The sequence below is a fragment of the Parabacteroides sp. KHUB-03 genome (genome assembly GCF_056640975.1).
On sequence record NZ_CM153257.1, the window covers coordinates 3,566,427 to 3,588,837 of the forward strand.

At 41.3% G+C, this 22,411-nt stretch carries 19 protein-coding genes; 10 read left to right on the forward strand and 9 right to left on the reverse strand.

The window, feature by feature from the left end:
- Window positions 1-66 precede the first annotated feature (66 nt).
- The 4 genes from dapB to ACYIB7_RS15245 are packed head-to-tail and all read left to right on the forward strand — an operon-like array spanning window position 67 to window position 3,697.
- On the forward strand, window positions 67-783 hold the full coding sequence (dapB, locus tag ACYIB7_RS15230) for a 4-hydroxy-tetrahydrodipicolinate reductase (protein WP_103982887.1): 717 nt from the start codon (window positions 67-69) through the stop codon (window positions 781-783).
- 17 nt (window positions 784-800) lie between these two features.
- A complete protein-coding gene (lepB, locus tag ACYIB7_RS15235; protein ID WP_099464746.1) occupies window positions 801-2,189 on the forward strand; it encodes a signal peptidase I in 1,389 nt (462 codons plus the stop codon).
- Between the two features lie 21 nt (window positions 2,190-2,210).
- Entirely contained in the window at window positions 2,211-3,065 is an 855-nt protein-coding gene (gene lepB, locus ACYIB7_RS15240; RefSeq protein ID WP_480337678.1) for a signal peptidase I, read from the forward strand.
- Complete coding sequence (locus ACYIB7_RS15245; protein ID WP_103982885.1) at window positions 3,065-3,697, forward strand: WbqC family protein; 633 nt, start codon at window positions 3,065-3,067, stop codon at window positions 3,695-3,697. The genes lepB (ACYIB7_RS15240) and ACYIB7_RS15245 overlap by 1 nt, the downstream gene beginning before the upstream one ends.
- Window positions 3,698-3,933: 236 nt before the next feature.
- Here the strand turns inward: ACYIB7_RS15245 and ACYIB7_RS15250 are convergent, their stop codons facing one another.
- Window positions 3,934-6,189, reverse strand: a complete 2,256-nt coding sequence (locus ACYIB7_RS15250; protein ID WP_099464749.1) for an inorganic phosphate transporter — start codon at window positions 6,187-6,189, stop codon at window positions 3,934-3,936.
- A 188-nt stretch (window positions 6,190-6,377) separates the two neighbouring features.
- On the opposite strand from ACYIB7_RS15250, the gene ACYIB7_RS15255 reads away from it, so the two are divergent.
- The gene (locus tag ACYIB7_RS15255; protein WP_480337680.1) at window positions 6,378-6,923 is read left to right on the forward strand and encodes an RNA polymerase sigma-70 factor; all 546 of its coding nucleotides are present in this window, start codon (window positions 6,378-6,380) and stop codon (window positions 6,921-6,923) included.
- Window positions 6,924-7,004: 81 nt separating this feature from the next.
- On the opposite strand, the gene ACYIB7_RS15260 is transcribed toward ACYIB7_RS15255, so the two are convergent.
- The 4 genes from ACYIB7_RS15260 to ACYIB7_RS15275 all read right to left on the reverse strand — a co-directional run bounded on the left by ACYIB7_RS15260 (window position 7,005) and on the right by ACYIB7_RS15275 (window position 12,204).
- Window positions 7,005-7,895 (reverse strand): alkaline phosphatase family protein, encoded by an 891-nt coding sequence (locus tag ACYIB7_RS15260; protein WP_103982883.1) that lies wholly within the window; start codon window positions 7,893-7,895, stop codon window positions 7,005-7,007.
- 35 nt (window positions 7,896-7,930) lie between these two features.
- Window positions 7,931-10,072 carry a dipeptidyl-peptidase Dpp7 gene (gene dpp7, locus ACYIB7_RS15265; RefSeq protein ID WP_103982882.1) on the reverse strand — a complete coding sequence of 714 codons (2,142 nt, stop codon included), beginning with the start codon at window positions 10,070-10,072 and terminating at the stop codon, window positions 7,931-7,933.
- A 10-nt stretch (window positions 10,073-10,082) separates the two neighbouring features.
- A complete protein-coding gene (locus ACYIB7_RS15270) occupies window positions 10,083-11,447 on the reverse strand; it encodes a TIGR00341 family protein (RefSeq protein ID WP_103982881.1) in 1,365 nt (454 codons plus the stop codon).
- Window positions 11,448-11,652: 205 nt separating this feature from the next.
- Window positions 11,653-12,204, reverse strand: a complete 552-nt coding sequence (locus ACYIB7_RS15275) for a hypothetical protein (RefSeq protein WP_103982880.1) — start codon at window positions 12,202-12,204, stop codon at window positions 11,653-11,655.
- 408 nt (window positions 12,205-12,612) lie between these two features.
- Here ACYIB7_RS15275 and ruvB point away from each other — a divergent pair, with 408 nt between their 5' ends.
- Together ruvB and ACYIB7_RS15285 are read left to right on the forward strand one after the other, a co-directional pair.
- A complete protein-coding gene (gene ruvB, locus ACYIB7_RS15280; protein ID WP_103982879.1) occupies window positions 12,613-13,638 on the forward strand; it encodes a Holliday junction branch migration DNA helicase RuvB in 1,026 nt (341 codons plus the stop codon).
- A gap of 44 nt (window positions 13,639-13,682) precedes the next feature.
- Window positions 13,683-15,179, forward strand: a complete 1,497-nt coding sequence (locus ACYIB7_RS15285; RefSeq protein WP_103982878.1) for a lipopolysaccharide biosynthesis protein — start codon at window positions 13,683-13,685, stop codon at window positions 15,177-15,179.
- A gap of 59 nt (window positions 15,180-15,238) precedes the next feature.
- Here the strand turns inward: ACYIB7_RS15285 and ACYIB7_RS15290 are convergent, their stop codons facing one another.
- The 4 genes from ACYIB7_RS15290 to ACYIB7_RS15305 are packed head-to-tail and all read right to left on the reverse strand — an operon-like array spanning window position 15,239 to window position 18,241.
- The gene (locus ACYIB7_RS15290; protein ID WP_103982877.1) at window positions 15,239-15,826 is read right to left on the reverse strand and encodes an LOG family protein; all 588 of its coding nucleotides are present in this window, start codon (window positions 15,824-15,826) and stop codon (window positions 15,239-15,241) included.
- Between the two features lie 6 nt (window positions 15,827-15,832).
- Window positions 15,833-16,576, reverse strand: coding sequence for a TIGR02757 family protein (locus tag ACYIB7_RS15295; protein WP_103982876.1), 744 nt, complete (start codon window positions 16,574-16,576; stop codon window positions 15,833-15,835).
- Window positions 16,577-16,580: 4 nt separating this feature from the next.
- Window positions 16,581-17,282, reverse strand: a complete 702-nt coding sequence (locus tag ACYIB7_RS15300) for a DNA alkylation repair protein (RefSeq protein WP_480337683.1) — start codon at window positions 17,280-17,282, stop codon at window positions 16,581-16,583.
- Window positions 17,279-18,241, reverse strand: coding sequence for a 2-hydroxyacid dehydrogenase family protein (locus ACYIB7_RS15305; RefSeq protein ID WP_103982875.1), 963 nt, complete (start codon window positions 18,239-18,241; stop codon window positions 17,279-17,281). The genes ACYIB7_RS15300 and ACYIB7_RS15305 overlap by 4 nt, the downstream gene beginning before the upstream one ends.
- Window positions 18,242-18,374: 133 nt before the next feature.
- Between ACYIB7_RS15305 and ACYIB7_RS15310 the strand changes: the two genes are divergently transcribed.
- The 3 genes from ACYIB7_RS15310 to mnmG all read left to right on the forward strand — a co-directional run bounded on the left by ACYIB7_RS15310 (window position 18,375) and on the right by mnmG (window position 22,337).
- Window positions 18,375-19,607: a nucleoside recognition domain-containing protein gene (locus tag ACYIB7_RS15310; protein WP_103982874.1), complete on the forward strand. Its 1,233-nt coding sequence runs from the start codon at window positions 18,375-18,377 to the stop codon at window positions 19,605-19,607.
- A gap of 72 nt (window positions 19,608-19,679) precedes the next feature.
- Window positions 19,680-20,111: an rRNA maturation RNase YbeY gene (ybeY, locus tag ACYIB7_RS15315; protein WP_099464883.1), complete on the forward strand. Its 432-nt coding sequence runs from the start codon at window positions 19,680-19,682 to the stop codon at window positions 20,109-20,111.
- Window positions 20,112-20,459: 348 nt separating this feature from the next.
- Window positions 20,460-22,337 (forward strand): tRNA uridine-5-carboxymethylaminomethyl(34) synthesis enzyme MnmG, encoded by a 1,878-nt coding sequence (mnmG, locus tag ACYIB7_RS15320; protein WP_103982873.1) that lies wholly within the window; start codon window positions 20,460-20,462, stop codon window positions 22,335-22,337.
- Window positions 22,338-22,411 lie beyond the last annotated feature (74 nt).

The window sequence follows — 22,411 nt, forward strand, 5'->3', positions numbered from 1 at the left end:
CTATATATTTGCAGCATTAATTATCAAACATTTGACTCGAATAGTTTCAAATACAATTACCAAAATATGAAAATTGCACTTATCGGTTACGGCAAGATGGGTAAAACCATTGAACAGATTGCACTTGACAGAGGACATCAGATCGTGTCTATAGTAGATGTAAACAACCCTGAAGAAATACATTCGGACGCTTTTAAAAGTGCAGACGTGGCAATAGAATTTACCACTCCGGCAACTGCTTTCGATAATTACATGAAATGTTTTGCAGCAAATGTCCCGGTTGTTTCGGGAACTACAGGCTGGCTAGACCACATAGACGAAATAAAAAAGATATGCGCCACAGAAGGCAAGACTTTTTTCTACGCTTCCAACTTTAGCATTGGCGTGAATATTTTCTTTGCATTAAATAAATACCTTGCCAAAATAATGAACAACTTCCCTTCATACGATGTTAGCATGACGGAAACTCACCACATTCATAAACTGGATGCACCGAGCGGTACTGCTATCACTCTGGCAGAAGGCATAATTGAAAACATAGATCGTAAAGAACGTTGGACGTTGGAGACTGCAGAAAAGCCTTCCGACCTCCCTATCCATGCCATCCGGGAAGGCGAAGTACCAGGCATACACGAAATAGTTTACGATTCGGAAGTAGACTATATCAGTATCAAGCACGATGCCAAGAGCCGTGCCGGTTTTGCTTTAGGAGCTGTAATAGCTGCTGAGTTTACTGCAGGCAAACAGGGTTTTTTAGGAATGGACGATCTGTTTAAATTTTAAATACCGATAATAATAAAATGAAGAAGTTCACTAAAAAGCAATGGATTAAATTCGGCATTGCAACCATATTATACGCCTTATTTTGCCTTTGGATGCAAAATGCATGGCTTTTATTGGGTATTATCGTACTAATCGACATATTCCTGACACAATATATTCCATGGGGTGCCTGGAAACGTTCCAAGAATCCGAAAGTACGCAATATATTAGAATGGATAGACGATATACTGTTTGCTTTAATTGCTGTCTATTTCATCAACCTGTTCGTTTTCCAGAACTACCAGATACCTACATCTTCACTTGAGAAATCATTGTTGGTAGGCGACTATCTATTCGTTAGCAAACTGAGCTATGGCCCCCGTGTACCAAATACCCCGGTTTCTTTTCCGTTAGTCCAGAATACATTGCCAATCCTGAATACCAAGTCATATCTGGATTGGCCGGAATGGGGCTACAAACGGGTAAAAGGTTTCGGAAACGTAAAACGTAACGATATCGTAGTGTTTAATTTCCCGGCCGGTGACACTGTTGCCCTGAAAGTGCAGAATCCCGATTATTATACATTGATAGAAGAAGTAGGACGCGATCGTATACACCTGGACAAAGCTACTTTCGGCGATGTCATCTATCGTCCCGTAGATAAGCGGGAAAATTATGTGAAACGATGCATCGGTATGCCGGGTGACACAATTGAAGTCCGCAACAACCAGGTATATATAGACGGCAAAGCTGCGAAGAATCCTGAAAAAATGCAGTTTAACTACTACGTTGAAACAAACGGATCACCCATTACCGAAGATCAGTTCCGTTTAATGGATGTCAGCAAAGACGACCGGATGATTGTCTCCAACGACAAATTGCTTTCATTCCTTGGCTTCACACCGGGCCAGGGCGGACAATACAACCCGGTTTACCATTTACCACTTACAAAGAAAGCGCTGGCCATTGCAGAAAAACTTCCGAATGTGAACAAAGTTGTTATTGAACCGGATGATTTAGGTGGCTCTACTTACTATCCGGCAGGATATAACACAGGATGGACGCGCGATAACTTCGGCCCGTTATGGATCCCGAAGAAAGGAGCTACAATTCCTTTGACGGAACGTAATCTGGCATTATACGGCCGATGCATCAAGAACTATGAAAACAATACGCTGGAAGTAAAAGACGGCAAAGTATATATAAACGGTAAACCGGAAACATCTTACACCTTTAAGTATGATTACTACTTCATGATGGGCGACAACCGTCACAACAGTGCCGACAGCCGTTCATGGGGCTTCGTACCCGAAGATCATATTGTTGGTAAGCCTATCCTTATCTGGTTATCTTTAGACAAAGACCGTAGCCTGTTTGACGGCGGTATTCGCTGGGACCGTCTGTTCCGCTGGGTACATCCGGATTAACAGAGAAAGAGCAAAGCACATATGAAACATACGATCCTTTCCATCCTGAAATGGCTGGTAGCCTTTGCACTACTGGGAGGGATTGTTATGTTAATACGTTTTTACTGTATCGGATCATACCGTATATCGACCGATGCCATGGAGACATCGCTTCATCAAGGCGACTACATACTCGTAAATAAATTGCCTGTAAAAGGCAATCCGGGACGCAATCGGGTAGTATTATTCACCAGTCCTTTGCTGCAAGACACAACAACGTCTCCTCTTTTTATCAGCCGTTGCATAGGAATGCCGGGCGATACGATTCATGTAAACTACGACAGCTACAATGTAAATGGTAAACAAATACCCCGTTCTCCGCGGACGCTTACTACTTATTTTGTTACGGCAAGTGCGGAAAATGAATTTATACAAGCTTTGCGAAAGCTGAACATTCCTCAAAGAGACCTGAAAAAGGAGGCGTATGGATTCACGCTACGTCTTACCACTTTTGAAGAGTATCAGCTTAGAGAAGAGCTGACCGACGATACAAACCTCCGGTTTATAAACGAGCAGACCGACAACTATACGCTCGTTGTTCCACAAAAAGGGCATGCTTACCGTTTGAACAATGCAGCCCTGACGGCTTGCAAAGAGGCCATTTTAAAAGAAACGAGCGGAAAAGCCGTATTCCGCAACGGCAAACTTTACATCGACGGAAAAGAAACCTCTTTCTTTTTCTTCAAACAAGACTATTATTGGATGCTATCCGACAATACAAATGATGCGGTAGATTCACGCCACTTAGGCTTCATCCCGGCAGACCATATAATAGGCAATGCCTTAATATGCTGGTATAGCCGGGACAAACAACGAATATTAAAACCTGTAAACTGATGCAATCCGTATATCTTTCGACATCCTATCTGGGGCCAATCCAGCAATATTGCAAAATGTATTCTTTTCCTGAAGTCCGTCTGGAAATATTCGAGAACTATTTAAAGCAGACTTACCGTAACCGCTGTACCATTGCTGCAGCCAACGGGCCTTTGTCCTTATCGGTCCCCATAATAAAGCCTGACACGCTTAAATGCCTGACAAAAGACATCCGTATTTCCGATCATGGCAACTGGCGCCACCTGCACTGGAATGCAATCGTTTCGGCTTATAACATGAGCCCCTTTTTTGAATATTACGAAGAAGATTTCGCCCCTTTTTATGAAAAGCGATACGGCTTTTTACTCGATTTCAACGAAGAACTCCGGCAAACGGTCTGTAATCTGCTGGATATACAACCCAATATAATTTATACCGAAGATTACTCTCCCGTCGTACCCGTCGATTTCCGCGAATCGATCCGTCCGCGCCAACCAATGCCCGATCCCACATTCGATCCCAAGCCTTATTACCAGGTATTTCAGGCTAAATCCGGTTTCCTGCCCAATCTAAGCATCATAGACCTGCTGTTCAATATGGGGCCAGAAAGTATTGTGATACTTCGCAACTCTTCGCTTAACATCGAGCTTTAAAACGGTTTGAAACAGAAACCGGACGTCCGTTTTAACAAAAAACTTTCATGCGGTAAGGTGGAAGGAAGTCATCTTATAAGGTGAGAATGCATCACGCGGTAACGTGGTACACTCTCACGGCATAAGGTGGAAGACTGCCACGCGGTAACGTGATACACTGTCACGGCATAAGGTGAAAGACTGCCACGCAGTAACGTGATACACTCTTACCTTATCCCTTCCCTTTTTTCCGTAGGTTATTCTTTCTGGAACTTGCGGCTCACTTTAATAAGATTGCCGGTGAAAGCTACAACGTTCTGCACTTCCTGCACCATATTGAGGTATAACATACTGACTTTTGTGCTTCCGCTCTGCCCCTGAATACGTTTTAACTCTCCTTTCTTTAATGCTGTAAGTTGGTTATGCAGGCTTACCGATTCGGCAACCAATGCTTCCATATCCGTATAGTCATTCTTCTCGACCATAAGGGCACAACGGTTTTCAAAATCTATCACTTTCTTTGTCACAGCACCAAACTCTTCCTTCTGGATAGCGCCAAGAGGCGGGAAGTTGTTATCTATATGGTCTTTCAGAGGCTCGGTAAGACGGTGGATGCTAAAGATTATTTCACTGGCAAAATCATTGCACTGATAATAATATAAACCTTTCTCTACCGCTATATCATGTTCCAGCTGGGTAACACCAAGAGTACCTACACGCTTTACCTGCTTCAGGTGTACTTTCTTTTCGGCCACAGCCGCTAAAGTCTTCTTTAAATCACGCAGGTTCTCATTCATAAAACCATAAATTGCCTGCGATAACATCCCGGCAGTGAAAGTAAGATCGGTTTGCACCTCTTCGCGGCTATGTTCGCGGAATAAAGCTAACGCTTCGCGTGCATCGGTAGATTTACGTAATTTGGCAACCGTAGAGTTCACCTCTTCCTTTAAAGCCTGTTTACGCATCTTCTTCTTATAGGCAATCTGGCTGCGTACCAAAGAGTAAACAGCCAATCCTACCATACACACCATAGCCGGTATGCCTCCGAAATAGATCATCAATGCTACGACGAAACAGATCGTAAAGGCAGCTCCCGCAGTGATAAACCAACCGCCAATAACAGAAAGCACCCCTGTGATACGGAATACGGCACTCTCGCGCCCCCACGCACGGTCGGCCAATGAACTACCCATCGCAACCATGAAAGCCACATAAGTAGTAGACAAAGGCAGTTTCAAAGAAGTTCCCAAGGCTATCAACAGACCTGAAAGTACTACATTGACAGAAGCACGCACAAGGTCGAAGCTGGCACGGTCTTCCAGAATCATTTCATTTTTATTAAAACGGCTGTCGATCCAGTTTTTTACCGATAAAGGAGTAATGCTATCAATCGTAGAAGCGATGTTGCTGCATGTACGAACCAGAACACGTGCTACAGGAGAGGTTCCAAAGTTTTCATCACCTTCTGCCTGGCGGGAAAGATCGAGAGAGGTTTTTACTACGTTATGCGCTTTTTTGGATGTGGCCAAAGCAATCACCATAACCATGCCTGCGCCAATAAGGAAATAGATAGGAGTCTGTGCCGGTTCCAGCAAGGAAGACATCAGGAAAGTGTCGGTTGTTGTTGTTCCGCCCTGCGCTACATAGTCCATATAAGAAGAATAGCCAACCAAAGGAACACCGATAAAGTTAACCAAGTCATTGCCGGCAAAAGCAAGGGCAAGAGAAAATGTACCCATCAATACAACGACTTTAAACACGTTTACCTTTAGCCAGTGAAGTATTTGCATCAAAATTGTAAATACTACAAAACAAATCCAGACAATAGTTGCAGTATTACTATACACCATATTCTTAACATCGCCATCCATAAAGGAACTTTCCTTCAAACCTTTTATAAGCATAAAGTAAACAATGGCAGTTGCGGCAATACCTCCGAAAATGGCAGCAAAATACTTCATTTGCTTCTTATAATTAAAGGTAAACATAAGCCGGGCTATATATTGCACCAACGTTCCAAAAAAGAACGCTATAGCCACCGAAACGAATATGGCAAGAATCACAGTAAACGCTTTATCTGTATTCAGCAAATCTCCAAGTTGCAAAACTCCATCGGAGTTAATTATTTTCATCATGGCAATGGCAACCGTACCTCCCAATAATTCAAAAACCAACGACACGGTAGTAGAAGTCGGCATTCCTAACGAATTAAAAATATCCAGCAGCACTACATCCGTAAGCATCACAGCCAATAAAATGCTCATAATCTCGGAAAAGTAAAAATGCTGCGGCTGATAGATACCATGACGTGCTACATCCATCATACCGTTAGAGAGTGAGGCTCCTACAAAAATACCGATGGCGGCAATTACCATAATAGTTTTAAACGAAGCTGCTTTGGAACCAATCGCCGAATTGAGGAAGTTTACCGCGTCATTACTGACCCCGACAGAAAGGTCAAACACAGCCAGAATGAACAGGAAGACCACCAGAAAAAGATAAAATGTTTCCATAAATAATTTATTCTTAATTTTGCACAAAGGTCTGAAACAGTTATTTCACTCCAATTACACACATGTTACAAACGTGTTACAAGTCCATCTGATATGTTAACTGAACAATTTGCATATAAATAAAGTTAGGCATTCGTATGGTTTTCTGAAAATATCTCTATTTTTATGCAATAAATAAGGAATATAACGTGGACAATAAGGATTTCGACAGTATCTATAACCGGAATTATAGACGCTCTTTTCTGTTTGCCAAATCGTATGTACACGATGACATGGCAGCAGAAGACATTGTTGCCGAATCATTGGTAAAATACTGGAAGCTGATTTCTTCCGGCGAAACCGATATTTCCGATGCTTTATTACTAACCATCCTAAAGAACAAGTCTTTGGATTATCTTCGTCATCAAGCCATCCAACATAATGTAATCGAGAATATGGCGGATATCATGAATAGAGAAATAAATCTCCGCATATCAACGCTGGAAGCTTGCGATCCATCGGAAATCTTTTCAAAAGAGATTAGAAAAATAGTCAAAGAGACACTTCTTACTTTACCTGAACAAACTCAACATGTATTCCGGCTAAGCCGTTTCGAAAACAAATCCGTAAAAGAGATAGCAGAGATTACAGGTCTTACAGTTAAAGGGGTGGAATACCACATCACCAAATCACTGAAAATAATGAAATCAAACCTAAAAGACTACATGACATTATTAATGTTTTTAATGGATTAACCGGATAAAAAAGCCCCCAACACATAAATGCGCCGGGGGCAAACGGGGATGCAAAGAGAGCATCCATGTGCGGAAGGTGTATTATTTAATAATACTACGTCCTATCCACACTTGAGGCTGTTGCAGGCCAAAAATCCATGCGACGGTGGAGGCTACATCGAACTGCATCATACTTTCTTCAATGACATGTCCTTTTTTAATGCCTTTACCAGCAATGATAAATGGGGTTTCCATTTCCTGCATGGTTTTACCTCCGTGGCCCTTTCCAATACCACCATGATCGGCGGTTACAATTATAATAGTTTCATCCCATATCCCAGCATCTTTCACAGCCTGCACAATTTGACCTATATAACTGTCTAGCTCTTTCAATTTTGTATAATACGCCGGAGTATCATGGCCTACTGCATGGCCTACATGATCGGGCTGATCAAAAATAACAGCTAATAAATCCGGCTTTTCCTGCTTAATGTACTCTACTGCAAAACGGGCAGTAGCCGTAGAATCAGCCGAAGCCTCAACAACATGTTTATCATAGCTCAAAGCCAATGTATCTACTAAATAACGAATTCCATCCCATTCGTAAATACAACCAATCTTTGCTTTCGGATCAGCACGATGTAATAAGCCAAATACAGTCGGAAAAATACCATCCTCATCTACAATTCTCGATGGCAACTCCGGTACCTGCGAACCCCATTCCGTATATCCGTGCAACTCGGGGCCTGCTCCCATAAACATAGAAGCCCAATTCACTGCACTTGATGATGGCAAAACAGAACGTTTATTCAGCGTATAACACCCTTCTGTCATCATTTTTTTAACATTAGGCATTTCGGCCTTTCCGATACTGTAAGAACCCCAACCGTCAAGTCCGATCAATATCACATGCTTGGCATGATTATCAACAGCAGACAGGTTGTTAACTGCAAATATCGTACAAAAAACAATTATAAGAAGATTTTTTTTCATAAAGCTATATTTTTAAGGTTAATTTCCGAAATCCCTTATTTTACAAGTTTCAATTCATCAATAAGACGAGAACATTTGCCCCACTTATCCACGACAAATAAAACATAACGGATATCTACACCTATACAACGCTGCAAATCCGGTTCAAAAGCAATATCGCCACTCATAGCTTCCCAGTTCCCATCAAATGCCAATCCTATCAAGCGGGCATTCTTATCAAAAACAGGGCTACCCGAATTTCCTCCGGTAATATCGTTATTCGTAAGGAAACAAAGTTGAAGATCTCCATTTTCATTCGCATAAGGACCAAAGTCTTTACTGCGTATCAGATCAAGATACTCGGGTTGTACCCAAAACTCATCACTGGCAGGATTCTCTTTTTCCAGAATACCTTTCTCGGTAGTATAAAAATCATACCAACCCGCATCATAAGGTTTATATCCGCCAATTGATCCATAGCTCAGGCGCATAGTAAAGTTCGCATCAGAGGACAATGCTTCATCCGGATGCATTTCTTTCAAACCTGCAAAATATAAACGCTCTCCTTTGGATATATCATATTCCGCATCACTCATGAATTGTTGTAATTCAAAAAGGGAAATCAAGACAGAAAGGCTTAATTCGGCCGCAGGATCTTTTTTAAACTTATCGTATTGTTTACGATTTTTTATAATAGACTCGATTTGATCGTACGAAAGCAGTTTCGTTTTCTTAAAAACATCAGCCGTATATTTTTCGTAATCTCCTTTATACTTCTTATCTATTTGCTTATAAATATCAGGAAGGAATTGTTCGGGTACACGCTCTTTTACTACTTTCATCATAGCGGTTAATACCTTTTGATCGAGAGCCGGATCATAATCCTTAAAAAAAGACTCAATACGTTCTTTCATAAAAGCGTCTTTCTCTTCGGAAGTTGAGCCATCCACATCTACTGATTGTATCATACGGGCTAAACGTACAATTTCAGCTCCACTGGAGAAAGCCTCCATCAAATAAGTAGCCGCTTGTCTATATTCGTTTGTAGAGGTATAACCTTTCTCTAACAGTTCAAGTACATTACCATATTTTTCTTTACGCTGTTCATCTTGTGCAACCCATGCAGCAAAATCCGCTTCTTCTTTCTTCTTACGTTCAATTACATTCAGGTTTGCCAATCCCCGATTCATTCCAATCGAATTTTTCCAATAATTGGAACTTCCCGCATATTTCGATGCATATTTAATACGGATTTCATCGCTAGCCAACATAGCATCTTTCCAGATAGCCTGTTTGATTCCACGCACTTCTATGCGTGGTTTATTCGAATTTTCAATACGTTGCTGTACTCCCCACGAACTAAGATAACGGTCTGTACTTCCCGGAAAGCCTATAGTCATGGCATAATCTTTATCCTGGTAGCCCTGCAATGAAACTTCTGCTACATATTTAGGCTGATAGGGTTTATTGTCCGCATTATACTCAGCCGGCTTATTATCCTTACCGGCATAAACACGGAAAATAGAAAAGTCACCCGTATGGCGCGGCCACATCCAGTTGTCTGTATCGCCTCCAAATTTTCCAATTGAGCTCGGTGGAGCAAATACCATACGCACATCACGGTACACATCATATACAATCAAAAAATATTTATTATTATTATAAAAAGGGATTACATCGGCCGATACAAACTCAGTATTACCGATAGAATCGCAAATAACACGTCCAATTGAGTCTGCTGCAGCCAAACGCTTAAACTCATCACTGATCCCTGATATTTCACTATTGATACGGTCGCTTACATCTACCGTTTCATGTAAATAACGAACCGATAGTCCCGGAACCGGCAATTCTTCAGACAAATTTTGCGAAACAAAACCGTCTTTCAAATAGTCATGTTCCACACTACTTAATTGCTGGATAGCACCAAATCCACAATGGTGGTTCGTAAAAATTAAACCTTGGTCGGAAACAGTAATACCTGTACATCCACCGCCAAAAATAACAACAGCATTAGCTACGCAAGGGTCTGTTTCACTATAAACCTGTTTGTACGAAGGAGTAAAACCCAGTTCCTTCATACGGGCTAAATTCTGTTTATTCAACTCCTTAAGCACCCACATCCCTTCATCAGCATAAGCCTGTCCCGCAACAACAAAAAGCAGCAACAAGGCACATACTCTCTTCTTCAAATTCATTCTCTCTCTTTTATTCAATTAATAATTTTACATTACCAACACCCGCTCGTGCAGATAACCATTCACGTATTTTTTTCTTTTCTTCAGCGTTAATGCGTTCTCTATCCTTACATTTCAAATAAACTAACATTACAGTATCTTGCTTTTCTGTCGATGCTTTCATGATGTATGTATTAGAACATGATGCCTCTTCCACAAAAGGGAAAAGAACTTTCATCTCCGGCATAACCTCTTCAGTAATACGCGATGAACTACGGCAAACATCAAGTTTATGCTTCAGCGAATCTATTTGTATTGCCTGTACACGCAATACCTCTTCATGATTCTTATACAGGTCTTGCATAAGCAAACTTTTTAACTCATTTATATCGGTAGATTCTTGCCCGAATCCTTGCTGTACAACAAGTGAAACATCTTTCAACCCGTACTTAGGCATTTTTGAACGGACATTTGCAATCATCGTTTCAGGAACAGTTTCACCGATCAATACGACTTTTACTTCTTTTTTATCACTCGTATCGGTAATTGTTTTACTCAATATCTGGGTATTCGGAAAGTTCAGTTCTTCGGATACAAACGAACGTACTCTTTCATTAAAGTAACTTGTACGGATTAAATTATAACTAAGAAAAAGACTCGGAACAATTGTAAAAAAAACGATTATACCGACATAACGGGTTACTATTTTCTCACGTTGTTTATCAAGAAATACTTTTTTGGGGTATTTCAGCAGCCTTACAACCACATAAGTAGCCAAACTGATAAAAACCGTATTGATGAAATACAAATAAAACGCGCCGAAAAAATAATACAAATTGCCACTGGCTAATCCAAAGCCTGCCGTACATAAAGGAGGCATCAATGCTGTTGCAATAGCAACACCCGGTATCACATTTCCTTTACTTTTGGTAGAACTCGCTACAATTCCGGCCAATCCACCGAAAAAGGCAATCAACACATCATAAACGGTAGGTTGCGTACGTGCTAACAATTCGCTTTGAGCTTCACTGATCGGAGAAATCAAAAAATAGAGAGTAGAAGTTATAACACTAAATACAGTAGCCGTAGCAAAATTACGGAAAGAACGTTTGATTAACTCGAAATCGGATATGCCTAATCCTAAACCAAAACCCATTATCGGCCCCATAAGCGGAGAAATAAGCATTGCACCGATAATGACAGCAGTAGAATTCGTGTTCAACCCTAAAGAAGCCACAAACGTGGCAAAAATAAGTACCCAAAGATTTGTTCCTTTAAACTCTACACCCTTCTTAATAGATTCAATCGTTTCCTCTTCGTCTTCTTTCTCCTGACGAACATCGAAATTTCTAATAAAAAAATTCCTGACCAGTATGTACAATGCTCCTTTTGCCATATTTCAAAACTATCTATCTATTGCCTACAAAGATAGGAATAGAATAATTAATACTAGAAGATTAGAAGCATTTGTTTGCAGTTGTTATGAAAAATGATACATTTACAGAATCTCAAGCACACTCAATGGATCTTCAAGCTCTGCATCTTCTTCTAATAGCTGAATTACATTTACGTATGCAAGCTTTTTCATGATAATTTGATTTTCATTCTACAGTAAAATAAATTCTAAACTTCATTTCATCCGTGATGGCATTTTTGTAATACTCATCTTTAGTATTTGACAAGTCAAATCTGAAAGTAAAACCTATATAATAATTACCGGGAGGCAATGGATGTTGTTCATTTATATCATCTCTTATCCACGGAAAAACACCTATATTACTTCTTCCCGGATAATATATAGAAGGTATATCTACCCAATTTATAGGAAATCCATCTGCCACTCCAACAAATGTACCATCAGATTTATAGACTTTACCTATTTCATCAGGAGGAAAATGATCGTACATTAAGAACTCTGTTTCTCTAAAATTCTCTATCGAACAACAAATAGAAAAGTTTTCTCCTTCTTTAAAGGTTGTAGCTGGCTCTCCTTGTTCGTTCTGCAAGTAGAATTTAAGACCAACATCGTACATTTTCACTTCAATTACTTTTTCATTACCTCCTGGAGATATCAGTATCAAGTCCTCCTTATCACAACTTCCCATACAGAAAATAAAGGAAAACAGTAATAAATAATAGAATGTCTGATTCATAAGCACATAGATTTAAAGTTAATTTTAAACAAACACAAGTATTCGTTATTAAGAATACGACAAGAAAAATCTTAATGACTAAGATAAGAATATATACTTATTCTAAACTAATAATTATAATATTTTAATGACATTTCCTAGCAAAATATCAGAAAACTATAATACTCTATATTTTTGCGCTATTTATACCATTTACAATAATCAACCATATTTCAGTATTTATAAAAACATTCTCCCAAGCTACCGGTTGGCATAAATATAAGTACTCTCCAGACTGTCATAGTTATGATTTTTACAACTCATAACTATAAATTTCTAAAATCATAACTATGACTTCTTTACTTCTTTATTCTCCTAATTGGTATAAGAATAAATTATTACCTTTGCCTGTCAAGATAAAAAGATATTATGGAAGACGATTTTGATATACGCGATGCAAAAATACCGGAAAACGAACGGGAGTATGAAAACGCTCTCCGGCCTCTTTCGTTTCATGATTTTAGCGGGCAGGCAAAGGTTGTTGAAAACCTGAAAGTGTTCGTTATGGCGGCACGTATGCGGAAAGAGGCATTAGATCATGTTCTATTACATGGACCTCCGGGACTAGGCAAAACAACTTTATCAAATATTATTGCAAATGAGCTGGGCGTAGGTTTTAAAGTAACCTCCGGTCCTGTTTTAGATAAACCGGGAGATTTAGCCGGCATTTTGACCTCTTTAGAGAAAGATGATGTCCTATTCATCGATGAAATTCACCGTTTAAGTCCGATTGTTGAAGAATATCTTTACTCTGCAATGGAAGATTACAGAATTGACATCATGATTGATAAAGGTCCGAGTGCACGTTCCATCCAAATTGATATCTGCCCTTTTACACTTGTAGGGGCAACTACCAGAAGCGGCTTGCTTACAAGCCCCCTTCGTGCCCGGTTTGGTATCAACATGCACCTGGAATATTACGATGTAGAGACATTAACAAAAATCATTCTTCGCAGTGCCGACATACTGAATGTCAAATGTGATCTGAGTGCAGCCCGCGAAATCGCGTCCCGCAGCCGGGGAACACCACGTATCGCAAACGCCCTGCTCCGCCGCGTAAGAGATTTTGCCCAGGTGAAAGGATCAGGGTCGATAGACAAGGCCATTTCCTGTTACTCATTGGAAGCCCTGAACATAGACCGTTACGGACTTGATCAGATAGATAACAAACTGCTTACAACGATTATAGATAAATTTAACGGTGGTCCGGTGGGGTTGACAACAATTGCAACTGCACTGGGAGAAGATCCGGGAACTTTGGAAGAAGTATACGAACCTTTCCTTATCAAAGAAGGCTTTATCAAACGAACACCGCGGGGACGTGAAGTCACAGATTTAGCTTATACCCATCTGGGGAGAAACAAAGGAAGTGAACAGGGGTTCCTATTCGATTAATAAACGGAGTAGCCGTCAAAGAATAACGGCTTAAATCAAATTATATGGCGCAAGGAATGAAGCGGTTGGCTAAAGAGACAGCCGTATATGGAGTTAGCAGTATCTTAGGCCGTTTCCTCAACTGGATGCTAGTGCCTATGTATACGCGCGTATTGGCAAGCACTGCAGATTTTGGGATTGTAACCAATGTTTACGGATGGATAGCCCTGTTGCTTGTATTACTTACTTACGGGATGGAAACGGGTTTCTTCCGTTTCATCAATAAAAAAGAAGAACAGGAACCGATACGTATTTATTCGACCGCTCTATTCAGTTTGGGCATAAGTTCTATTGCATTCATTCTTCTGTTACTGCCATTCTATGGAACCATTAGTAACACGCTTGGATATGCAAACCATCCGGAATATATCCTGATGATGGGAATCACAGTTGGAATAGATGCTTTCTGCTGCATCCCTTTTGCCTACCTCAGATACAAAGGCAAGGCCATACGCTTTGCTTTCCTTAAACTGCTGGCCATTTTCCTCAACATTGCACTGAATATCTTTTTCCTTATCATCTGCCCGTGGCTTATGAAACATTATCCTTCAGCGGTGGATTGGTTCTTTCATGCAGATTACAGTGTCGGTTACATCTTTATTTCAAATGTGATAACAACTGTTGTAACATTACTTATGCTGCTTCCCGACATGATACCCGGTTTCCGGCATAAACCCGACCTGCAAGTCTGGAGGCAGATGCTGCGTTATTCATTCCCGATCCTGATATTGGGAATAGCCGGAATCTTTAACCAGACGGCCGATAAAATCTTGTTTCCTTTTCTATTTGCCGACAAAGAATATGCAAACGAGCAGCTCGGCATTTACGGTGCCTGCTTCAAAATAGCGCTGGTTATGGTTATGTTCACCCAAGCCTTCCGCTACGCCTACGAACCATTCATCTTCGCCAAGAACAAAGAAGAGGGGAGTAAAAAAGCATATTCGGAAGCGATGAAATACTTCGTTATCTTCACGCTCTTTATCTTTCTCTTCGTTACGTTCTACATAGATATTTTCAAGTATTTCGTAGACAAAAGCTATTACCCCGGTCTACGTGTCGTCCCGATTGTAATGCTGGGCGAACTTTTCTTCGGTATTTATTTTAATCTTTCATTCTGGTATAAGCTAATCGACCAGACACAATGGGGAGCCTATTTTTCAACTATCGGATGTATTGCTACCGTATCCATCATACTCTTTTTCGGGCCAACTTACGGATATATGGCTTGTGCCTGGGCATCCTTCTGTTGTAATCTGTTAATGATGCTTCTTTCATACTTCATCGGACAAAAGAGGTTTCCGATACAATACGATTTAAAATCGGCAGCCCTGTATGCAAGCCTGGCTACAATTCTATATTTGGCAGGAATGCTCCCAAAAATAGATTCGGAAATTATACGATTAGTTTACCGCAGCACATTATTACTCATTTTTATCGTATTCACCGTAAAAAGAGATTTGCCGTTGAAAGAACTCCCGTATATCGGCAAATATTTCCAATAAATATATTCTTGCCAAATAATTCCGGAATCCATGCTTTAGAAATTGTACGGCTATTAAAGCTAAATAGCCGCAAATTTACGGGTATTTTTATCCCAGGAAGGCATAGAATAAATCAATTCAACTGCCTGTTCGGCTGTTTCGGCTACAGCCCACATGGCAGCGTGCTGAGGACGCATAAAATGTTCGTCCATACATCTCTGAAGCATTTCAAGCAAAGGATCAAAATAATGATTGGTATTCAAGACCACAATCGGATTGAGATACAAACCTAATTGTTTCCAGGTTATCACTTCCAACAGCTCTTCCAATGTACCACAACCACCCGGAAGTGCAATCACCGCATCAGACGTATCAGCCATCAGTTGCTTACGCTCATGCATTGTATCGACCTCGATTAATTCGGTCAATCCGGTATAATGCCAATCCTGTTCCACCATAAACCGGGGAATTACGCCTGTTACTGTACCGCCGGCTTCCAATGTGGCATCCGAAACAGTACGCATCAATCCTATAGAACCCGCACCATTAACCACCCTAAGTTTCCGTTCACCCAACAAAGTCCCTAATTGCTTCGCTGCCTCAAAATAGACAGCATCTATTTTTGTACTCGATGCGCAATACACGCATACGGAAGAGATCGTATTCATCTGTTCTTATTTATTAATATCATATCCAAACAAAGCAAAATCACCCAGACAAGGGTCGCCGGGAAAGACTGTATTCAAGGCTTCTGTAATCTCATAGGCTGCCTTCATAGAAGCTGTCTTCTGCTTTGTCAAGCCCAGTTCTATCGATATCTGGTAAACATGTGTATCTAAAGGAATAAGCAATTGGTGTGGCTTAACAGCAGATTGCCATATACCAAAATCTACGATTCCATCCATCCTAACCATCCAGCGCAAAAACATTGCCAATCGCTTGCAAGCCGAATTGCCACTTATTACAGGAATGCCATTCACATTATAAAATAACTCTTGTAGCCTGGGAATAGGTGCAAGATGCGGAATGTCGTGCAAGGCATCTTCCAAAGAGTCATACCTCAAATATATTTCTCTCAGACGCAAACAAAGCCCCTCTAAGTCCGAATAAGTATAAAAGCGATAGAAAGTATCACGTATGGCCGGATCATTCGTTTTAAACGATGAAATGGCAGATATACCGTCATTCATCAACCATTCATATGGACTTGATCCCATAATCAGATGTAATTCTTCGGCCTTCTTCAGGATATTCGGCCTTCTACCATAAGAAATCCAGGCAGTGAGAAAGGCCGAAATCTCAATGTCTTGCTTTTTGTGGAAGCGGTGGGGAAATTGGACAGGATCATCCGTTATAAATGATTTTGTATTATATTGCTTTGCCCACTTTTGGAGTTGCTTTTTCACCGTCTCGTTCATTTAATCATTTCTTCTTCAAAAAATATTGCCGCTGATCTTCCGGATAATGCTCGATTGCGTAACGCAAAGCTGTACGGGGTAAACAAGTAGCATACTTTTCCAGGAAATCGGTCAATATATTCCGGTTTTTCTTACCAACCTCACGCAACATCCAGCCTACAGCCTTATGCATCAAATCATGCTTATGTGTCATTAATCGTTCCGCAATAGCCAATGTATCGGTGAATTCGCCTTTGCGTATAAATGCAACAGTAGATACCATGGCAATACGTTGTTCCCAAAGGTTATCGCTCTCTGCCAGTTCATACAGGCGCGAACGGTCTTTATCCAACAAATAGGCACCAATCACATGAGGACAAGTTACATCCACCAAATCCCAATTATTAATATAACGGGCATTCTTCAAATAAAACTTATAAAGAGCATCCCGTTCTGCCGGAGAAGCCTTCTTAAACCGTTCCACTACGATCAATAGGGCACAAAGACGGGCTTCATGGTACTTACTTTCCACTAGTACCTGCAATTCGGACAAAGGGGTTTGTTTATTTGCCTTAGCAATATTCCGGGTAAGAGGAACCACTAACCCCAGAAAGATATCACCTTCGGCATACTGTCCGGGGCCTGTTTTAAAAAATCGTTGTAAGAAAACGGCTTTCTCAGGGTTTGCAACAGACAACAACTCATTCAACACAAATTCCGCTGTCATGGTTTCAATACCCGTGACACAGGGCGGTCGCCTTCCAGAAATCCGATTACATTATCCGACACGGCACGTGCCATCTCTATACGGGTAGCTGTTATCTGTGTCCCGATATGTGGAGTAAGTACTACATTATCCATCCCGAGTAACTCAGGTAACGGATAGTCGCCAAATTCAAATACATCCAATCCGGCACCATAAATAATGCCTTCCTGCAGCGCCTTCACCAAAGCATGTTCATCCACCAAAGGGCCGCGCCCCGTATTAATCAGGATAGCAGTAGGTTTCATTCTTTTTAATGCGGATTCATCGATGATATGATATGTTTCAGGAGTATACGGTGCATTCAAAGAAACAAAATCAGATTGTGCCAGCAAGTCTTCAAACGAAACATAAGTCACCCCCAGTTTGGTTTCATCCTCGATACAAAGCTGGCGGCGGTTATGATAAACGACCTCCATACCACAAGCCCGGGCACGCTTAGCCAACGCTTTCCCGATTCGTCCCATACCTACTATTCCTAATGTTTGTCCGGTAATAGGCATTCCGAGATTCTCGAGTACACCAACTTTCATCTCTTTTCCCAATGTACGCAACTTACGATCGCATTCGGTAATACGACGGGCTGTATCTAATATTAATCCCAAAGCAATATCAGCAGTTGGGGCCGTCACAGGACCGGGAGTATTAGACACGACAATTCCTTTCTCTACCGCATAAGCTACATCTATATTATTATAGCCAACAGCATAATTGGCAACCATCTGTAACTTCGGTGCATGATCAATAAGTTCCTTATTCACCGGAAAATCGAACATGGAACAAAGCACGTCATATTCAGGTATCATTTCAAACACCTCTTCATACGTAAAGTCCCGTCCATCAGGAAAGGTAACCTCGTATTTGCTCTCCAGCTCCGCAAATCCTTCGCGAAACATGTCATAGGTAACTAATATCTTCTTCATACCTCTTACAATTATTAGGTAGCAAAAATACAAATCTATTGGCAATTAATTCGTATTTTTGTCAAATGCAACTTATTTTAGGTTCTTATTTTATCTTCCGAAAAGATAAAGATTAACATTTCTATTTCAAACTATGGTACTAAACTATATCTGGATTGCTTTCTTTCTTATTGCATTTGTAGTTGCTTTAGGTAAACTGCTGATAGGTGGAGACACAACAATTTTTACCGAAATTATTAATGCTTCCTTCGATTCTGCCAAAACAGGATTTGAAATATCGCTGGGACTTACCGGCATACTTTCCTTATGGTTGGGAATAATGAAGATAGGAGAAAAAGGCGGATTAATACAATCTTTTGCACGGATGGCATCGCCCGTATTCAGCAAACTGTTTCCTGATATTCCGAAAGACCATCCCGCTACCGGATCTATATTTATGAATCTGTCAGCCAACCTGTTAGGACTAGACAACGCCTCAACTCCCATGGGATTAAAGGCTATGCAGCAGCTACAGGAACTAAACAAAGACAAGGATTCGGCCAGCAATTCAATGATTATGTTCCTCTGTGTCAACGCATCAGGTCTAACACTTATCCCTATAACCATTATGATGTACAGGGCACAACTCGGGGCGGCCAACCCTTCGGACGTGTTCCTGCCTATCATGCTGGCAACATTTACCTCCACATTAGTTGCAATACTGGCTGTTTGCCTGAAGCAACGCATTAATATCCTGCAAAAGAACCTTATACTATTCTTTGGCGGAATGGGCCTATTCATCGGAGGATTAGTGTGGTTATTCAAGTCATTGAACCAAGAACAGGTGTCTCTCTATTCCACTTTATTTGCCAACACATTGCTGTTTACCATTATCTGCGGATTCATTATAAGCGGCATACGCAAGAAGATAAACGTATACGATACCTTTATCGAAGGAGCAAAAGAAGGATTTCATACGGCCGTTACCATCATACCTTATCTGGTAGCCATTCTGGTGGGTATAGGCGTATTTCGTGCATCAGGAGCAATGGACTTCATAATTGAAGGCATTCGTATAGGAATTAATTCATTGGGGATAAACACCGAATTTGTAGGAGCTCTGCCAACCATGCTGATGAAACCGCTCAGTGGAAGCGGAGCCAGGGGAATGATGCTGGACGCAATGAACACATACGGAGCCGACTCTTTTGTTGGGCGTCTGTCATCCATTGTACAAGGTTCGTGCGATACGACTTTCTATGTCGTTGCTCTATACTACGGAAGTGTAGGTATCCGGAATACGCGCTACACCGTACAGTGCGCTTTACTGGCAGATTTGGCCGGAGCTATTGCCGCTATCGCAATGGCATATCTGTTCTTCGGGTGATTGCAGGGCAATAAAACGGCATTGCGTATAACCGAATCGGAAGAATATCGTACTTTTGCAAAAAAAGAAACAATGATAGCTTACTTTGCCGAAGACATAAATTTGCCATCCATCCATCAGGAAGCCGTAAGCGGATGGGTGCGTGAGGTTGCTAAAACATATGGTAAAACCGTGGGGAATATCAGTTATATCTTTTGTTCGGACGAAAAGATACTGGAAGTAAACCGCCAATTCCTACAGCACGATTACTATACCGACATCATAACATTTGACTACACAAACGGGAACCGCATATCGGGAGATCTGTTTATCAGCCTCGATACGGTCAAGACAAATGCAGAAACTTTCCACACCAATTATGGAGAAGAACTTCACCGGACTATTATTCACGGAATACTGCATCTTTGTGGCATCAATGACAAAGGGCCAGGCGAGCGCGAAATCATGGAAGCCAACGAGAATAAAGCACTGGCAATCCTGCCCAAGGAATGTCGTATTTCATAACCTAACGTCTCTTTTATACAGCAACTACTTCTTTATAACGGCTAAACAAACCGGTATAGCCTTCTTACACTGTTGATTATACTCACCGTTACGATTTACTAAATTAAAACACAGCACTATTTAAGAAAAAGATCCTGTATAATTATTCTTTTGACCCGGGTCAAAATTAATTTCTTCCCAGGACAAAATTAATTATTAGCTTGGTAGAAATTAAATTCCGGCTGCTCAAAAGAATAAATTATCCTATACTTTGAAATAGATTCTCCTATATGCAAAAAGAAAAGTATAGATGTCTAAACCTACCCGAATCTGACTATCTTTGCAAAAGAAATATAGAGATTTACGACAATGACTTTTAATTATGACGTAATTGTAGTAGGTGCCGGACATGCAGGCTGTGAAGCGGCGGCGGCGGCGGCTAATCTGGGATCGAAAACGCTGTTGATAACAATGGACATGAATAAGATCGCCCAGATGAGTTGTAACCCTGCAGTAGGAGGAATAGCCAAAGGGCAAATCGTTCGCGAGATAGATGCCTTGGGTGGACAAATGGGAATAGTGACGGACAAAACCGCCATCCAGTTCCGCATGCTGAACCGAAGTAAAGGACCGGCAATGTGGAGCCCACGCGCTCAAAGTGACCGTGCACGCTTTATAGACTGTTGGAGAAGTATTGTTGAGAATACCGACAATTTGTTCATTTGGCAGGATATGGTAAACGAACTCATCGTAGAAAACGGGCGTGTATGTGGAGTACGCACCGGCATGCATGTAGAATTTAAAGCAGGAGCGGTAGTCCTTACAAACGGAACCTTCCTGAATGGCTTATTACATATCGGCCGTACTCAGATAAGAGGAGGACGCATTGCGGAACCGGCTTCAAAAGGTATCACCGAACAACTGGTATCGTTAGGCATAAAAGCAGAACGAATGAAGACCGGCACACCGGTACGCATTGATGGCCGGAGCATACACTTCGATGAAATGGGCGAACAGCCGGGCGAAACCGATTTCCATAAATTTTCATATCTTGACACGCCCCACCAAGTATTAAAGCAACTAAGCTGCTGGACAACCTATACAAACGAGGCTTGCCACGAAGTACTTCGCCAGGGGCTTCCCGATTCGCCACTATACAACGGGCAGATTCAAAGCATAGGGCCGCGTTATTGCCCCAGTATCGAGACAAAGATCATTACTTTTGCGGATAAAACGCAACACCAGCTATTCCTGGAACCGGAAGGAGAGACAACACAAGAATATTATCTGAACGGTTTCTCATCCTCTTTGCCTTTGGACATTCAGCTACGTGCTTTACAGCAAATACCGGCTTTCCGCGATATACAGATATATCGTCCGGGATACGCCATAGAATACGATTTCTTCGATCCTACACAGCTTAACCATAATCTGGAAACGAAGCAAATCAAGAATCTGTTCTTTGCCGGACAAATCAACGGAACCACCGGATATGAAGAGGCAGGCGGACAAGGGCTGATAGCCGGGATCAATGCGCACATCAACTGCCACGGCGGCGACTCGTTTATATTGGGACGAGACGAAGCCTACATTGGCGTTTTGATCGACGATCTTGTAACCAAGGGTGTAGACGAACCTTACCGCATGTTTACTTCGAGAGCAGAATACAGAATCTTGCTTCGTCAGGATGATGCCGATATGCGCCTTACCGAAAAGTCGCATAAGTTGGGACTGGCTACGCAGCACCGCTACGACCTGTTAAAAGAAAAGAAAGACAGCCGGGATGCTATTATCCAATTTTGCGAGAATTATTCCGTAAAGCCTCAATATATAAATGAGGGATTAGAGAAATTGGGGACAACTCCCCTAGCCCACGGTTGCAAACTGATCGATCTGATTGTGCGTCCTCAAACGACATTAACCAATATTGCAGAACTGGTTCCTGCTTTGCGTTCCGAATTGGACAAAGTTCCTGCTTCACGAAAAGAAGAAATTATCGAAGCTGCCGAAATATTAATTAAATACAGCGGCTATATCAAACGCGAACAAATCATAGCAGATAAAATAAACCGCCTGGAAAACATTCGTATCAAAGGTAAGTTCGACTATAATTCCATACAATCTCTATCCACAGAAGCACGCCAGAAGTTAACAAAGATAGATCCGGACACCATTGCTCAGGCAAGCAGGATTCCGGGAATATCGCCAAGCGACATCAATATTCTGCTGGTGCTTTTGGGAAGATAAGAAAAATATGCAAATTGTTCCACGTGAAACATTACTTCAGCAAACGTAGCTAAAAGACTGGGTTTGCGGAAGAC

Coding starts and splice junctions, on each gene's coding strand:
- dapB (WP_103982887.1), top strand. CDS start 67: ATGAAAATTGCACTTATCGGTTACGGCAAGATGGGTAAAACCATTGAA.
- lepB (WP_099464746.1), top strand. CDS start 801: ATGAAGAAGTTCACTAAAAAGCAATGGATTAAATTCGGCATTGCAACC.
- lepB (WP_480337678.1), top strand. CDS start 2,211: ATGAAACATACGATCCTTTCCATCCTGAAATGGCTGGTAGCCTTTGCA.
- ACYIB7_RS15245 (WP_103982885.1), top strand. CDS start 3,065: ATGCAATCCGTATATCTTTCGACATCCTATCTGGGGCCAATCCAGCAA.
- ACYIB7_RS15250 (WP_099464749.1), bottom strand. CDS start 6,189: ATGGAAACATTTTATCTTTTTCTGGTGGTCTTCCTGTTCATTCTGGCT.
- ACYIB7_RS15260 (WP_103982883.1), bottom strand. CDS start 7,895: ATGAAAAAAAATCTTCTTATAATTGTTTTTTGTACGATATTTGCAGTT.
- dpp7 (WP_103982882.1), bottom strand. CDS start 10,072: ATGAATTTGAAGAAGAGAGTATGTGCCTTGTTGCTGCTTTTTGTTGTT.
- ACYIB7_RS15270 (WP_103982881.1), bottom strand. CDS start 11,447: ATGGCAAAAGGAGCATTGTACATACTGGTCAGGAATTTTTTTATTAGA.
- ACYIB7_RS15275 (WP_103982880.1), bottom strand. CDS start 12,204: ATGAATCAGACATTCTATTATTTATTACTGTTTTCCTTTATTTTCTGT.
- ruvB (WP_103982879.1), top strand. CDS start 12,613: ATGGAAGACGATTTTGATATACGCGATGCAAAAATACCGGAAAACGAA.
- ACYIB7_RS15285 (WP_103982878.1), top strand. CDS start 13,683: ATGGCGCAAGGAATGAAGCGGTTGGCTAAAGAGACAGCCGTATATGGA.
- ACYIB7_RS15290 (WP_103982877.1), bottom strand. CDS start 15,826: ATGAATACGATCTCTTCCGTATGCGTGTATTGCGCATCGAGTACAAAA.
- ACYIB7_RS15295 (WP_103982876.1), bottom strand. CDS start 16,576: ATGAACGAGACGGTGAAAAAGCAACTCCAAAAGTGGGCAAAGCAATAT.
- ACYIB7_RS15300 (WP_480337683.1), bottom strand. CDS start 17,282: ATGACAGCGGAATTTGTGTTGAATGAGTTGTTGTCTGTTGCAAACCCT.
- ACYIB7_RS15305 (WP_103982875.1), bottom strand. CDS start 18,241: ATGAAGAAGATATTAGTTACCTATGACATGTTTCGCGAAGGATTTGCG.
- ACYIB7_RS15310 (WP_103982874.1), top strand. CDS start 18,375: ATGGTACTAAACTATATCTGGATTGCTTTCTTTCTTATTGCATTTGTA.
- ybeY (WP_099464883.1), top strand. CDS start 19,680: ATGATAGCTTACTTTGCCGAAGACATAAATTTGCCATCCATCCATCAG.
- mnmG (WP_103982873.1), top strand. CDS start 20,460: ATGACTTTTAATTATGACGTAATTGTAGTAGGTGCCGGACATGCAGGC.